Annotated in this window: 10 protein-coding genes; 5 read left to right on the top strand and 5 right to left on the bottom strand. The window is 61.5% G+C overall.

Going from position 1 to position 14949, the window contains the following annotated elements:
* Positions 1 to 155 precede the first annotated feature (155 nt).
* Positions 156 to 2231, bottom strand: a complete 2076-nt coding sequence (locus Enr13x_RS07095; RefSeq protein WP_145385357.1) for a carboxy terminal-processing peptidase — start codon at positions 2229 to 2231, stop codon at positions 156 to 158.
* Positions 2232 to 2394: 163 nt separating this feature from the next.
* Positions 2395 to 3714 (bottom strand): trypsin-like peptidase domain-containing protein, encoded by a 1320-nt coding sequence (locus Enr13x_RS07090; protein WP_231744140.1) that lies wholly within the window; start codon positions 3712 to 3714, stop codon positions 2395 to 2397.
* Positions 3715 to 3787: 73 nt separating this feature from the next.
* Between Enr13x_RS07090 and Enr13x_RS07085 the strand changes: the two genes are divergently transcribed.
* Positions 3788 to 5095, top strand: coding sequence for a thymidine phosphorylase (locus Enr13x_RS07085; RefSeq protein ID WP_231744139.1), 1308 nt, complete (start codon positions 3788 to 3790; stop codon positions 5093 to 5095).
* A 12-nt stretch (positions 5096 to 5107) separates the two neighbouring features.
* Entirely contained in the window at positions 5108 to 5587 is a 480-nt protein-coding gene (locus tag Enr13x_RS07080) for a cytidine deaminase (protein WP_390621062.1), read from the top strand.
* A 540-nt stretch (positions 5588 to 6127) separates the two neighbouring features.
* On the opposite strand, the gene Enr13x_RS07075 is transcribed toward Enr13x_RS07080, so the two are convergent.
* The gene (locus Enr13x_RS07075) at positions 6128 to 7288 is read right to left on the bottom strand and encodes a DegT/DnrJ/EryC1/StrS family aminotransferase (RefSeq protein WP_145385355.1); all 1161 of its coding nucleotides are present in this window, start codon (positions 7286 to 7288) and stop codon (positions 6128 to 6130) included.
* A gap of 257 nt (positions 7289 to 7545) precedes the next feature.
* On the opposite strand from Enr13x_RS07075, the gene Enr13x_RS07070 reads away from it, so the two are divergent.
* Entirely contained in the window at positions 7546 to 8154 is a 609-nt protein-coding gene (locus tag Enr13x_RS07070) for an RNA polymerase sigma factor (RefSeq protein WP_231744138.1), read from the top strand.
* Between the two features lie 60 nt (positions 8155 to 8214).
* Complete coding sequence (locus Enr13x_RS39335; RefSeq protein ID WP_261344170.1) at positions 8215 to 10881, top strand: VWA domain-containing protein; 2667 nt, start codon at positions 8215 to 8217, stop codon at positions 10879 to 10881.
* A gap of 162 nt (positions 10882 to 11043) precedes the next feature.
* On the opposite strand, the gene Enr13x_RS07060 is transcribed toward Enr13x_RS39335, so the two are convergent.
* Positions 11044 to 12303: an anti-sigma factor family protein gene (locus Enr13x_RS07060; RefSeq protein ID WP_145385354.1), complete on the bottom strand. Its 1260-nt coding sequence runs from the start codon at positions 12301 to 12303 to the stop codon at positions 11044 to 11046.
* Positions 12304 to 12714: 411 nt separating this feature from the next.
* Between Enr13x_RS07060 and Enr13x_RS07055 the strand changes: the two genes are divergently transcribed.
* The gene (locus tag Enr13x_RS07055; RefSeq protein WP_145392158.1) at positions 12715 to 13482 is read left to right on the top strand and encodes a class I SAM-dependent methyltransferase; all 768 of its coding nucleotides are present in this window, start codon (positions 12715 to 12717) and stop codon (positions 13480 to 13482) included.
* 34 nt (positions 13483 to 13516) lie between these two features.
* Here the strand turns inward: Enr13x_RS07055 and Enr13x_RS07050 are convergent, their stop codons facing one another.
* Positions 13517 to 14938: a hypothetical protein gene (locus Enr13x_RS07050; RefSeq protein WP_145385353.1), complete on the bottom strand. Its 1422-nt coding sequence runs from the start codon at positions 14936 to 14938 to the stop codon at positions 13517 to 13519.
* Positions 14939 to 14949: the final 11 nt, after the last annotated feature.

Here is a 14949-nt window from a genome sequence, read left to right as displayed (position 1 = left end):
GTGGCGAGAGCCACACCGCCAGAAGCGTTCCAAGGCGGAGCCTTGGAACGAGGAAACGAGGAAACGAGGAAACGAGGAAACGAGGAAACGAGGAAACGAGGAAACGAGGAACTGCGTTCCGCGACGATCCATCTGCCGCGAAAGTGTCTCCCCACTCAGTTGCGGACCAGTTTTTCTCGGCGGAGTCCTTCGATGTAGTCACCGGCGATGTTGATGACTTCGCGGTTGTAGAAGGTATCTCGGAAGACTTGTTTGTCCGTCTCCTGTTCGAGTTCTTCTTTTTCCTCTTCCTTCTGGGCATCGAGTTCATCGCGACGCTGCATGAACGCGGTTTCTTCCAGCGGAACGGTTTGCTCTTCCTTCTGCTTGACGAACAGTTCGATGCGTCGCATCAGATCGACGAATTCTTTGTCGGCTTTGACACGTTGCTCGGAGTTTTGTCGCAGCTCGGTCAGCAGGTCGCTGGGCACCAGGTTATAGATGTCGTGACGGGCACCGTTGATGCGGTCTTCTTCGAGGGCGTACTTGAGATCACCTTCGGCGACATCCATTTTTTGGGTCAGGCTGGGCAACACGATGTCGGCCGCGACGCCGCCGCGTTGGGTGCTTTCGCCGTCGGGCAAATAGAACTGTTGCAGGGTGACTTTCAACGCCCCGTAGTTTTGGCGTTGGGTCAGGAACAGGCGTTCGCCGAGATCCATCAGCGTTTGCACGGTGCCTTTGCCGTGGGTGGCGGGGTCACCGACGATGATGCCTCGATTGTAGTCCTTGATCGCCCCGGCGAAGATCTCGCTGGCGCTGGCGCTGAACTTGCTGGTTTGAACGACCAACGGTCCGCTCCAAACCGTGCCGACTTCTTCGTCGTTGTACTGTTGGATTTGTCCGCGTGAATCTTTGACCTGGACGACGGGTCCACGATTGATGAACAACCCGGTCAGATTGATCGCTTCGGTCAACGACCCGCCACCGTTGCGGCTCAGGTCGATCACGACGCCTTCGACACCCTTGCTTTTGAATTCCATCAGGATGTTTCGGACATCGCGGGTGCTGCTGCGGAAATCGCTTCGATTTTCGCGTGCCGCTTGCATGTCCATGTAGAAGCTGGGCAAGTTGATGAAGCCGATCTTGCGAACGCTGCCATCGGGCATTGTGTGATCGAGAATCTTGCCCCGTGCGGCGGATTCTTCCAGCTCAACTTTGGCGCGGGTGATTTGATAGGTTTCGACCTTGCCCTTGCCGCCGACTTTGACGCCCAGGCGGACGACGGTTCCTGCGTTGCCACGAATCAGGCTGACGACGTCTTTCAACGGCATTTCAACGATGTCCACCATCGGGCCTTCTGTGCCTTGGCCGACCGAAACGATCACATCGTCGGGCTGAAGCCGTTCGTCTTGATCAGCCGCACCGCCGGGAATGATTTGCATGACCACGGTGTTGCCATCTTTTTCACGCAGGGCGGCACCGATCCCTTGCAGCTTCAATCCCATCGAGATGTTGAAATCGTCCAGCGTCGACGGCGACATGTAGGTCGAGTGGGGGTCAAAGGCGCTGGTCACCGACGTCAGATACGCTTCCAGCAGATCATCGTTGCTGTAGGACTTGAATCGTCGAGCGTAACGCAGGTAGCGGCGTCGGAGCAGATCGCGTGCTTCGTCGCCGACGGTGTCGTCGTCACGCAGATCCAGCAGGGCGTACTTGATTTGCCGCCGCCATCGTTGGTTCGCTTCCTCGGCGGACTTGGCGTAGCTGGCCGCGTCGGCGTCCACGATGATGTATTCGTCTTTGCTGAAGTCGAAATCCGAATCGAGGATCTGCAGTGCCATCGCGACGCGTTCGTCGACGCGTTGGGTGAATCGGTTGAAGATCGTGTAGGCCAGGCTCAGGTCACCCTGTTTGACCATGTCATCGATCTGGTTGCGTTGTTTGGCGAACTCGTCGATATCGGACTGATAGAAGTACAGCTTCAGGGGGTCGAATCGATCGAGATACAGATCGAGCGCCCGCTGGCTGATGGTGTCGTCCAGTTCAGCCGAGGAGATGTGGAATTTGGGAATCAGGGACGCAATCAGCTTCGCAATCCGTCGATCCTGTGCCGTCGCCTGGGGAGGCGTCGTGGCGGTGGCATTCTCGGCACCCGGCAGCACGGGGGCGGCGGGTTGGGCCAGGATCCTCTGGGAGGAACCGGCGTGCGCCAAACAAACAAGCACCGCGGCGGTGATGATCGTACGCATTGTGAAACGGCGATCCATATGATTGGTCCGGATTTCGGGTGGGGAGTTTCGGGAGTCGAACGAGGCGAAATTTCCTGGCGGAACACGCTCTATCATAGGCCCTCGCAAGCTGGGCCGTCGTGGAATGGTAGGAAAGAGGCGAAACGCAGACAATGTTGGTTTTTCATTCTTGTCCGGTCGGATCGTCGACCGTCGCCAATTCGACGGTCAATTCGACGCGTTTTCCCTTGCGTCGGACGACGATTGGCTGTTTTGAACCAATCGGTTTGCGTTCGATGGCCTCTTGAAGCCCAATGGAATCCCGCACCTGTTCGCCGGCGAATTCCACGATCACGTCCTGGGGCTCGATGCCCGCCTGTTCGGCGACCGACCCTTTGATGATCTGATAGACCAAGATACCAGAATACGGCTGCAAATTAAATTGTTTTGCGATTCGCGGCTTCAGTTCCACCAGGGTGGTCCCGATCGCGGCGCGGCGGACTTTGCCGTGCTGGTCGAGCTCATCGGCGATCCAACGGGCCTGGGTGATCGGGATCGCGAACCCCACACCCTGGTAAAACCCGCTCCGCGTGGCGATCGCGGTGCTGATTCCGACGACTTTGCCATCCAGATCGATCAGCGCGCCGCCGGAGTTTCCGGGATTGATCGCGGCATCGGTCTGCAGCATGCTGCTGCGTCGAATCCGATCCAAACGACGGTTCTTGCCGCTGATGATCCCCGCGCTGACCGTCGCTTCCAATTTGAAGGGGCTGCCGATCGCCAGCACCCAGTCGCCGATTTCCAGCTTGTCGCTGTCGCCGATCGAGATCGGATCGAGTGGTTCGGAAAACTCCACACGGACCATTGCGACGTCGCTGTCCGGGTCGCCGCGGACCACTTTGGCATCCACGCGGGTTTCATCGGGCAATTGCACGACGACCCGCGTCGCACCGGTGATCACGTGGTTGTTGGTGATGATCAGCCCGTCGGCCGAGACGATCACTCCGGACCCCAGCCCGGTCAGCTTCTCTTCGGCCGGCGGCGGCGTGGGGATTTCCGCCCGCTCCAACAGCGGCAACTCGTCTTCCGAAGTCTCCTCTTTGTTCGGGTCGCGGGGGTCCCCGTCCTGGCCGTAGGCATACAACACGACGACCGAGGGCGTCGCGCGTTTGGCGGCCATGCGAAACGCCAGGGACAGCGCGCGGGGGCCCGCTTGCAGCGCCGCAAGTACCTCGGGGCTGGCCTCGCCCGCATCCGCCGGCTCGGTGTTCGCCGACTCGGCATCAGCCGGATCGGTGTTCGCCGGATCGGTGCCCGGAGGATCGTCGGCCGTCTCGTCCGCCGCTGCGGGTTCGGCCGGTTGCCGGTCCGATTTTCCGGCAGCCGCCTGGTCGGATTCCGGCGCGGTGACGTTGGGTTCGGTTTCGGCCGCCAGACACTGGGTGACCATCATCGTGGTGATGACGGAGAAAACCAATGCGATCAAGGAACGGGAGCACAACATCACTTTTCCTGGAGGTCGACAGAAAGGGGAACACGTGGCACGATCTTCGTTGACGCAATCCACTATAACGACCTTGCATACCACGGTCATCGGCATGCTGACGGCTAACCTGCTGGCAAAAAAACGCGACGGAAACGCGCTCCGGGATGACGAGATCCGGTTCTTGATCGAGGGATTCTGTGACGGCCGTGTCGCCGACTATCAAATGTCGGCCTTCGCCATGGCGGTCTGCGTGAACGGGATGAGCGAGCGTGAGACCGCGACGTTGACCCGTGCGATGCTGCAAAGCGGCGACCTGCTGCCACGCGAGGTGTCCGGCCAGACGCCGCGGGTGGACAAACACAGCACGGGGGGACTGGGGGATAAAGTCTCCCTGATCCTGGCACCGTTGCTGGCCGCCTGTGACGTTCATGTGCCGATGGTCAGCGGACGCGGATTGGGACTGACCGGCGGCACGCTCGACAAATTGGAAGCGATTCCCGGTTTCCGCACCGATCTGTCCGAACAAGCATCCGCTGCGGTGTTGCGCCAGGTCGGTGCGTTTATCATCAGTGCCAGCGAACGCATCGCACCGGCCGACCGCCGACTGTACGCGCTGCGTGATGTGACCGGGACCGTCGAGTCGATTCCGTTGATCACCTCCAGCATTCTCAGCAAAAAGCTTGCCGCCAACTTGGACGCTTTGGTGATGGATGTCAAAGTCGGCGGCGCGGCATTCATGAAGACGCTCGATGACGCCCGGGCCCTGGCGCGATCGATCGAAAACGTGGGCCGGGCGGCGGGACTGCCGACGCGAGTGTTGATCTCGGACATGGACCAACCGCTGGGCAAGGCGATCGGAAACGCGATCGAAGTCAACGAAGCGGTGGCGATTTTGGAAAGCCAACCGTCGGATCCCGCACTCCAAGGCGTCCGCGAATTGACCGTCCGGCTGTGCGCCTCATTGCTGACCCGCGTCGGTGTCGCGACGGATCTGGACGATGCAACGCAGCGGCTGGGCCGGGCCCTGGACGACGGGTCTGCGATGGAACGCTTTCAGGCCATGGTCGCCGCCCAGGGCGGTCGTTGGACGGGGGAGCTTGACGTCGCCCCCGGTCGGGCCGTGCAGGCCGAGCAGGACGGTTATGTCCGCCACCTCGATTGCCAGCGGATTGGATCGACCCTGGTTTCACTCGGTGGCGGACGCCGCAAGCTGGGTGACAGCATCGACCCGGCCGTCGGGATCCGCATGCAAGTGCGAATCGGCGACCGCGTCGAGCGCGGCCAACCGGTACTCGAGTTACACTGCCACGCCAGCCGTCAAAATGAGTATCTTGAAGGTCTCCGCAAAGCCGTGGAGATCACCGAAGACCCCGTCCCACCACGCCCCCTTTTCCCCTAGCTCCGTGTCTCCGTGTCTCCTTGTCTCCTTGTCCCCTCACTTCTCCCACGCGCTTACACCACCCAAAACGCCACCCAAATGATTGAGTTGAAAACCCGAGAGATCGACCAGCTGGTGCGTGCGGCCGTCGAGGCACGCGATCAAGCGTACGCGCCCCACAGTCATTTCTATGTCGGGGCGGCGCTGTGGATTCCCAGCGGAACGATTGTCAGCGGCTGCAACGTCGAAAACGCCAGTTATTCGTTGTCGATCTGTGCCGAGCGTGTGGCGACGTCCACGGCGGTTTCTCAAGGTCACCGCGCGTTTCAAGCGATCGCGATCGCCAGCGTGGGTGGGGTCAGCCCGTGCGGAGCCTGTCGACAATTCCTGTCCGAATTCGCCGGCGACATGCAAGTCATCATGGCCGACGTGCTGACCGGGGCGCGGCAGATCCGCCGGCTTTCGCAGTTGTTGCCCGACGCGTTTGACGCGTCAAACTTGCCGGTGACGTAGAGGCTTGTTGATTGAGTCCGCCGGCCCGCGCGAACGTCTCGCATGCAACGCCACTCTCTTGGCAATCACTCTCCCCCTGGGGGTTCTTCCGCGAATTTAGTGGCTGCTCTCGGATACTCGGGGAAGGTTTTTTGAGGGATGACTGCGATGTCCGATGGTTCTGTTCGGTCTGATGGCGAAGCCAGCTGTAGCGGAGGCGGGCTCTGCGGAGGAGCAACCCGCCAAGGAATCACCTGGTCTGCGATGCGGCGAAGGTGCTTCTTGCCCTCCACCGGCCCGCGTCGCCGGAGGGGCGTTTGAACCGAGCATTTGTCGTCCAACACCCATTCGGACATCGCAGCAATGCCTCAAAAAACCTGGGTCCTGAGTGATTAGCCACTAAAATCCACGAAGCCCCCCCTGGGAGAGTCAAGCGCAGCGAGGAGAGGGTGTTGGGTTGCTGCCTGCATCGCGCCTCTCAATATTGAAATCAGCGCCGCGATTCACCGATCGACCTCCCCTCGCTGCGCTCGACCCTCCTGCCAGGAGGGTGCCTTTAAACTACGCGGCCGCTTTGGCGCCGGCCTGATAGTATCCGCCGATACAGTCGACGACTTGCTGCTGTTCGGCTTCGGTCAACGAGGGGAAGATCGGCAGGTTCAAGATCTCCGCGCTGGCACGTTCGGTTTCCGGTAACGTGCTGCCGTCCACGTTCAAGTACTCAAAGCATTGCTGCTTGTGCATCGGAACCGGGTAATAGATTTCGCTGCCCACGCCGCGCTCGGCCAAGTAGGCTCGCAACGCGTCGCGCCGCCCACCGCCGATGCGGATGCCGAACTGATTCCAGACATGAAACGCATTGGGGTCGACCGTCGGCAAGACGATTTGATCGGGACCGACAAGACCGCCGTCACCGAGCAGTTGCATGTAACGTGATGCGATCTTGCTACGCGACGTGATGGCGTCACCGAGGTGCCGCAGTTTGACCCGCAGCACGGCGGCCTGAAACGTATCGATCCGGCTGTTGATCCCGACCGCTTGATGGTAGTAACGGGGACGCATGCCGTGGCCGGCCAACAAACGCAAGCGATCGGCCATCACCGCGTCACCGCTGGTCAGCATGCCCGCATCGCCCATCGCGCCAAGATTCTTGGTCGGATAAAAACTGAAGCACCCCGCCAGACCCCAACTGCCCGCGGGGCGGGAGTGATACGCCGCGCCGATGGCTTGTGCGGCGTCTTCAATGACGGGGATGTCGTGCTCGCTGGCGATCTGGCAGATGCGATCGATTTGGGCACACTGGCCGAACAGGTGAACCGGGATGATCGCTTTGGTGTTTTCCGTGATCGCCTCGGCGACGCACTGCGGGTCGATGTTGAACGTGTCCGGACAGATGTCGACGAACACCGGTGTCGCGCCCAACCGCGTGATGCAGCTGACCGACGCAAAAAAGGTGAAACTCGGCACAATGACTTCGTCGCCGGCTTTGATGTCCAACGCCATCAACGCCAGCAACAACGCATCGCTGCCGGAAGCACATCCGACGGCGTGTTCGACTTGGCTGTACTGGGCGATCTCGGTTTCCAGCTCCTTGACATCGGGGCCGAACAGAAATCGACCGCTGTCGACAACTGCGGCGAGGGCTTCGACGAATTCGTCGCGGTGGGGCTTGTTGTCGCGGTTCACGTCCAGCAACGGGACGGTTGTGTTTGGGCCAGCCATGGTCGAACCTTCCTTGTTCGTATTGTTATGCGGAATTTCGCGAGTGGCAGGCGGTCCCGTTTGCCGGTCGGACCACACCGATCGCGATGGAATTTTGAGCGGGGAACTCCGCGGTGGGTGATAACCGCGGACAATCGATCAGGTCAATAGAAAACAGCTTCACAAAAACGACAGAAAAATCGACCGGTCGGCCTAACAAAGTCGACGCCCGCTCGTGTTGTCGTCTGTACCGCGTCCAAGTTTTGCCCCTGAAAGCCATGCCAGACCACTCCGCAGCCGAAATGTTGGCCGACGACCCCGGATCCGGGACGAACGCCGGCACCGACCCGACGGCGGATTTGCTGTCCCAGGAAAGCCAAAACTGGTCCCAGGATGAATTGTCGCAGCTGATCAGCCAATACGAGGGGCAATTGCTTGCATATGCCCGACGGATGCTCAGCGGTGATTGGCAGGGAGCCCAAGACGCGGTGCAAGAAACCTTTTTACGGCTGTGTCGCGAGGAGCGTGGAAAGATCGTCGCTCGCGTCCAGCCCTGGTTATTTGCCGTTTGCCGCAGCCGAGTGATTGACATGCAACGTACCCGACATGCTCATCCGATCGATGCCGCCGAGATCACCGTCCAAGACCCCCATCCCGATGCCCCTTCGGCTGCCCTGGCGGCCGAACAGACCGATGCGACCGAGAGCCGATTGGCGGTGCTGGTCGAACGGTTGTCCGGCCGGCAACAGGAGGTGCTTCGATTGCGGATGCAGGCCGGACTGAGCTACCGCGAGATCGCCGAGGTCACGGGGCTGACCGTCAGCAACGTCGGTTTTCATCTGCACGCCGCCGTCCGCGCCCTCAAAGACGCCGTCGCCACCGCCTGAGTCGATCTCACCCCCTTCGCCGCGCACACACACCAGCCACCATGCCGGGAGGCAACCTCCATGTCTGATTCCATCCAACCCAACGATGCCGCCGGCGACTTGTCGGTCTGGGATGACGCCCGGATCACCGCCTACGTGATGGGAGAACTCTCCCCGCAGGACGCGGCCGAATTCGAACAGTCCATGATCGAGAACGACCAGCTCCGCGCAGCCGTCGACCAAGCCGGCCGGGTCACCGAGCAGTTGCAGACGTTGTTCGCCGAGGAACCACCCAAGTCGCTCGACGGTCAGCGACGCGAACAGATCCTGGCGGCCTCGGCAAGTCGCCCCGAAGGCGAGGGAACGATCGAGCCGAGCCTGCTGGAAAACTCAAGGTCGAACAAACGATGGGTCACTTTGCTGTTGGCCGCTGCCGCAGCGGTGTTGTTGATGATCGGTATCGTCCCATTGCTGAAACCATCACAAGTCGCACAGCACCAACTCAGTGCGCCCGAGCCAGACGCTGAGCCCGAGCCCGAGTTGGGTGCGGCGTACGAGGAAGTGTTGGACGAGTCGGCTGCGATCGCTACGGTGGAAGAGGGCGAACGCCTGGAGCGGTCCGCTGTCGGCGAGTCGATGATCCGCGAGTCGGTGAGCCTTCAGCTTCAAGCGGAACCATCTCGCGTCCCAGCGAACACTGCTGAGGGAAACGCTGCCGAGGTGAAATCGCTTCGGCAATCGGAGATCGTCCTTGCAGACCCCCAAGCGGAGACGAAGCCTGTTGCGGATTTGAGTCGTCTGTCGGCCGAGGGCGCGAACGCGGAACGGGGCAAGTCCCTCGACGCCATGTCGAGACGATCTCTCGGCATTGTGCCCGCTCGCGCCGCTGAACCAGCCCCGACACCCGAACCAGCCCCAACACCAACACCGGTACCGGCACCCGCCTTGGCTGCTGCCTCCGCCGAGCAACCTGCACCCGCCAATCAACCCGCACCCGCCGAGCAACCCGCACCCGCCGGTGAGCCGCATCCGTTCGGGATGTCGGCACCGGGCGATTCGACGCATCCTGCCGGCATTCCTGCTCCGACCGCTGCCCCACAGGCTCCGGCGTTCTCGGCTCCGATTCTGTCGAAGTCGATTCGCGGCGGAAAAGCAAAACGTGTCCCAGCGTCGCCTGTGGAAGGCGTGCCCAGGCTCGTTGAAGAGGAAGCGGAGGCCGTCCATGACCGACGAATCGTTGGAGATTTTGCCGTCAAACAGCCTTTAGAGAGGCTGGACGCTCTGGCATTGGCCAAACGTCGCGTCTTGTTGTCCCGCACCGACGGAGACCGCTTTGATCCGATCGTCGAAAATGAATTCAAGCAAGTTCGTGAGCATCCGCTCAGCACCTTTTCGATTGACGTCGACACCGCCAGCTACAGCAAGGCCCGACGCACGCTGGTCGAGGGCCGATTGCCACGGCCGGATGCCGTCCGAATCGAAGAGCTGGTCAATTACTTTGACTATCAATACGAAGCGCCCAAGCCTGATTCGGAGCATCCCTTCGCGACCGACGTGACGATCGCCAGTTGTCCTTGGAACGGCGACCATCGCTTGGCGCGGATCGCGATCCAGGGCAAACGACTCACGCCTGATTCACGCCCACCGTGCAATCTGGTGTTCCTGTTGGACACCAGCGGATCGATGAATCGGCCGAACAAATTGCCGCTGGTGATCGAGGGCATGAAGATGCTGACCAAGCAACTCGGCAAACAAGACCGCGTGGCGATCGTCGTCTACGCCGGTTCGGCCGGCATGGTGCTCGACAGCACGCCCGCCGGGAAGCGAAAGAAGATCACCAAGGCACTTTCGCAACTGTCCGCCGGTGGCAGCACCAACGGTGGTGCCGGTATCCAATTGGCCTATGCGACCGCACGGGACCACTTCATCAAGGACGGCGTCAATCGCGTGATCCTGTGCACCGACGGCGACTTCAATGTCGGACTCAGTGGGACCGATGAACTGGTTCGGTTGATCAAGGAACAGGCGTCGGGAGGGATTTTCTTGACGGCCCTCGGGTTCGGCATGGGAAATCACAACGACGCGATGCTGGAACAAATCAGCGGCAAGGGCAATGGCAACTATGCGTTCATCGACACTGCCAATGAAGCGCACAAGGTTCTCGTCCGTCAAACCGATGCGACGCTGGTGACGATTGCCAAAGACGTCAAAATTCAAATCGAGTTCAATCGCCGCGTCGTGTCCAAGTACCGCTTGATCGGCTACGAGAATCGCGTGATGGCGAAAGAAGATTTCAATGATGACAAGAAAGACGCCGGTGAAATCGGTGCCGGGCACCAAGTCACGGCGCTGTACGAATTGGTGATGGCCGGCGAACAAGACGACGTCGCGCCACAAGTCGATCCGCTGAAGTATCAGAGTTCACCCGAGCTGACCGAAGCCGCTTCGTCGAACGAAGTCATGACGGTCAAGCTGCGTTACAAACAGCCCGACGGCGACACCAGCGCGCTGATCGAACGGAGTGTCAAGGACAACGACCAAGCCTTTGCCAAGGCGGATGCGGATTTCCGATTCGCCGCCGCCGTCGCGGCCTTCGGCATGCAACTGCGTCAAAGCGAGTTCGCCGGCGATTGGACGCTCCGCAACGTTCTCGAAGTCGCCCAGGCGAACGTCGGCCCCGATGAGTTTCAGCTGCGAAGCGAGTTCGTCCAATTGGTCACCGCGGCGCTGCGGCTCAAGGGTGAGTAGCGAAACTCTCCGAACGCTTCGGCTCCGTCGGCCAAAAGTCAAAAATAAACCCACCGATGGCAGCGCGAACCCACGGATTTTTGGCACTCTCTCTCATCCGTGGGTTCGCGCTGCCATCCGTGGGCCTAACTACGTTGCGAAGAGACCCTACCGATTGAGCCCCTACCGAACCAAGAACAGAATGTTGGCCATCGGGTCGGGGCCGGTCTCGCTGGCCGGCTGCGAGCTGATCAACTGAGCTTCCTGCTCGCCCTGGACGGGGATGAAGGGACGATCGGCGAGTTGGTTGACCCAGGCATCAAAGACATCGTCGGCATCGCTGACGATCGGAACGATTTGACCCTGGTGACGAATCTTGGTCGGGTCGACCGTTCGCACCGACTCGATCGACCGCAGCAACGGGGCGTCCAGCTGGACACTGATGGCGGAGAACCCGATCGCTTCGATGCCGTCGCGGTCGCTGACCAATCGCGTCACCAAACGATCCAGTTTCTTGGCCGGCGACTCGAGCAACATTGCCCGTGGCGAGTCATCGGCCGCTGCATCGGCGTCGGCTTCGGGAGCCACCGCTCGGGCGAGTGCTTCGTCGACCTGTCGTTCGTCGCTCGCCGCAATCTGAATCTCCGCAAGCGCTTGATCAAACGCACCGGTTTGTCGGCCCGCTTCGGTCTGTCGGATCTCCACGACCATCAACATTTTGAGCGGTCGCAGGGCAACCAACGGCGCCGCTGCATCGTCCACGTCTGGCGTTCGCGACGCGGGACTCGCATCGGCCAACAACGGCCCGGTCGATTCCGGTTGCATCACGGGCGAGGGTTGCGGACGCGGGTCATCAAGCAGATCCACCGCGGGCTCGGCCGTCGGGTCCTCCAGCGAGTCCCGGCTGGCGGCGATCGCATCGCCTGCCGGCGCTACCATCGGATCGACCATCGGGCCTTCCGGATTCATCGATTCGCGTGGGTCCACGTCGGGTTGGGGCAACGTGACCAGCAAAGGGTCAGGGGGTTGCGTCGCCGGAGAGCCGGAGAACTCTTTGACCGCCAAACCGATGAACAACACCGACGCCGCCAGCCCCGCGACCATCGCGACCAGCCGGGGCTTGGAAAACGGTTGGGCGGATCGGGGGGCGACGAACGAACCGCTCGCGGCCAACCGCAGCGGGTGGTCGCCTCGAAGCTCTTCGGCCTCGGCCCGGGCGATCGCGGCTTCGACGACTTGATCGGCAAACCCGTCGGGCAACTTCGGCGTCGCCAACAGGGACTGGCGAAATGCGTCACGCTGTCGCTTTAACCCCTCCAGCCGCTGGCTGATCGCGGGGTCATCGCGTAGCATCTGCTCGACCCGGGCGCGCTCGTCACCGCTGAGCGCACCATCCAGGTGCCCTGAAAGCAGCTCGTCGAGTAAATCTTCTGGTAAAGCCATTTTTGAATCCGTCGCCGACAGTTTCCGAGTCATATCGGATCTACCGGGCTCAATGATACAGTGGACAGCGGTCGCCAAGTGGGGACAGAAACAGCGTCGCGCCGGTGGATGGGTCGGCTGACTGCCCCGAGCAATTCAGCGTTCACAACAATCGGATGAGCACAAGGTGGTGAAAGTTCCAGGAATTCCCGCATTTGACTTTCGTTTTCACCCCAGATGTTGGGTTTTTCGTCAAAACAGCCACGCCACGGGATTTTTTTTGGGTCCATCCCCGGACAAATTGCGCCGCATCGCACGTCCCGCCTGTGGTTGTGGTCACCCTCGTCAAGTCACCTGAATCCCCCACGTACCCGAGAGTGTTGTGTGAATCACGACGCGACCCTGGAAAACAATCGCCGCGTTTACGACCGAATGGCCGACGCCGGCAATCCGTTGTGCCGACCGGCCACCGAAGAGGAGTTATCGCGTCCGTTGTCGGTCGTCGACCAGGCCGGCTGGTTGGGCGGATCGATCGCGGGCCAGCGTGTCCTCTGCCTGGCCGCCGGGGGGGGCCGGCAAAGTTCTCTGTACGCGGCCGCCGGCGCGGACGTGACGGTCGTCGATCTGAGCGGCGCGATGTTGGAACTGGACCGCCGCGTGGCGGCCCAGCGCGGCTACCGCATGCGGGTGCTGCAAACAACGATGGAAGATCTGTCCGGCTTGGCCGACGCCGCGTTTGACATCGTGATCCATCCGGTCAGCACGTGCTACGTCCCGTCGGTCGCACCGGTGTTTGCCGAAGTCGCTCGGGTCACTCGTCCCGGCGGTCTGTACATCAGCCAGCACAAGCAACCGATCAGTTTGCAAGCCGGCTATCAACGCTCGGCCGACGGCTACCCGATCCGTCACACCTATTACCGCGACGCTCCGGTTCCACCGCCCGCGGCGATGTCGCCGAGTGCAAGTCGATTGCGCGAACAGGGCGCGGTCGAATTCCTGCACCGCTGGGAAGACCTGATCGGCGGTCTGTGTCGCAGCGGGTTTGTGATCGAAGACTTGATCGAACCCCTGCACGCCAAAGCCGATGCCGCGGCCAACAGCTTCGCCGATCGGGCAACTTATATCCCGCCTTATGTCCGCATCAAAGCAAGGCGGATCGGCGATGCCGCAACAAAGAGCCCTGCGATTGTCATCGCATGAGCACTGAGCACTGAGTGCTGAGCACTGAGCCCCCCTAACCGCCGAATCCGAGCGTCCGTTTCCAGGCGACGGCTTGTTGGTCTCGGCCGAGTTCGTCGGTGATCGTATCCCACTGCGCGGCGGCATCGGCCAGCGCCTCGGCTGCGGATTGTTCTCCGGCCAAACAGCGCAGGACTTGCCGGTCCAGCGCGCCGTAATAGCGATCGGCCCCGGGTAACATCAGTCCGCGCGTGACCTGCAGCGTTTGCAACCGCTCGGCGAGCCAACGCGAATAGGGACTGCCGGACGGCGACGCGTCGTTTCCCGGCGCGGTTCGCGTTTGCGAGAACAGTCCGATTTGTTGCCGCACCGTCGAGATCCGCTCACCGCCGGAGAGCCAACCGATGAATTGCTTCGACGCGCTGGTTTGTCGGCACCCGCTGCTGAGACAGGCGAGCGGCGTTTGCGGCCCCAGCCACAACTGATCCGTTTCCGTTTCCCGCGGACAGTCGAACACACTGACTTCGAATTCTTCGCGACCGTCCTCTGATCGCTGATCGGATTCCGCACCGTTGACTGCATCGGGGACTTCATAGCCGATCCCGCCGGCCAGTTCACCGCGACGGATGGCATGCCAGATCTGGCCGGGCGTCATCGCGGCGGCGGGGTACAGTTTTGCGGTCGCGGCGAGTTGTTCCAGCGCGGCGACGTAGTCATCCGAGTCGATCTCGGGCTTCATCGTCGCGCGGTTGAACAACCAGCGGCGGGTGAACGAGGACGCACAGCGATTGAGAAACGAAGACCCGGCCCAGCCACGGGCCAACGGTTCGGCGGCTTTCCCGTCGAGCTGCTCGACCCAGGCGTGATAGGCGGCCCAGGAATCACATTCGACTTGCGAATCGAGTGCCAACAGGGCCGGCAGTTTGGCCCCGACGGCGATGCCCCAGGTGTTTCCGCCGTAATCGCCCAGTCCGTTGGCCACGGCGGGGAACGGTTTTCCGTACCGCGTTTGGTAGTCCTTCAGCAGCTCCTGATTGAATCGAACCGCCGCGTCCTGCGCCCTGATCTCGCCGAGATAGCTTTGCGGTGCGATCGCGACATCGGCAAGCAACATCTCCGTCGCGAAATCGCTCGCATGACTTTCCCCCGCCGACTCGTCAGACACCGATCCGGCTGAAACAGGGCCGTCAAACACGTCGATCTTGAGCGGCTGTTCCTGCGTCATCGACCAGGCCACTCGGATCGACTCGGCAACGGATTGGCCGTCGGCGGATCGGCCGCCGGAGAGCAAACTGCCCGCGATCAGGATGCGGAGCGGCACGTCCGAGCGAGCTGGTTGGGCCGAAGACGCTGCGTCATCGGTCCCCGTGCCGGTGGATTTGATGCCGGAGTCACCGCAACCGGCCACCATCGAGGCGGCGAGAATCGAGACTGCCGTGCGACGATCGATTGGACGGGAGCGGAAGTCACGAGACATGGCGGTGGGCC

Source organism: Stieleria neptunia (assembly GCF_007754155.1).
Taxonomy (GTDB): domain Bacteria; phylum Planctomycetota; class Planctomycetia; order Pirellulales; family Pirellulaceae; genus Stieleria; species Stieleria neptunia.
The sequence above is the reverse complement of the archived record's forward strand: the minus strand, read 5'-3'. Positions and strand labels throughout refer to the sequence as shown.

Bases quoted from the DNA above. Each gene is read 5' to 3' on its own strand.
- Enr13x_RS07070 (WP_231744138.1), top strand. From the start codon at position 7,546: ATGCCAGACCACTCCGCAGCCGAAATGTTGGCCGACGACCCCGGATCC.
- Enr13x_RS07090 (WP_231744140.1), bottom strand. From the start codon at position 3,714: ATGTTGTGCTCCCGTTCCTTGATCGCATTGGTTTTCTCCGTCATCACC.
- Enr13x_RS07075 (WP_145385355.1), bottom strand. From the start codon at position 7,288: ATGGCTGGCCCAAACACAACCGTCCCGTTGCTGGACGTGAACCGCGAC.
- Enr13x_RS39335 (WP_261344170.1), top strand. From the start codon at position 8,215: ATGTCTGATTCCATCCAACCCAACGATGCCGCCGGCGACTTGTCGGTC.
- Enr13x_RS07060 (WP_145385354.1), bottom strand. From the start codon at position 12,303: ATGGCTTTACCAGAAGATTTACTCGACGAGCTGCTTTCAGGGCACCTG.
- Enr13x_RS07050 (WP_145385353.1), bottom strand. From the start codon at position 14,938: ATGTCTCGTGACTTCCGCTCCCGTCCAATCGATCGTCGCACGGCAGTC.
- Enr13x_RS07055 (WP_145392158.1), top strand. From the start codon at position 12,715: ATGGCCGACGCCGGCAATCCGTTGTGCCGACCGGCCACCGAAGAGGAG.
- Enr13x_RS07095 (WP_145385357.1), bottom strand. From the start codon at position 2,231: ATGCGTACGATCATCACCGCCGCGGTGCTTGTTTGTTTGGCGCACGCC.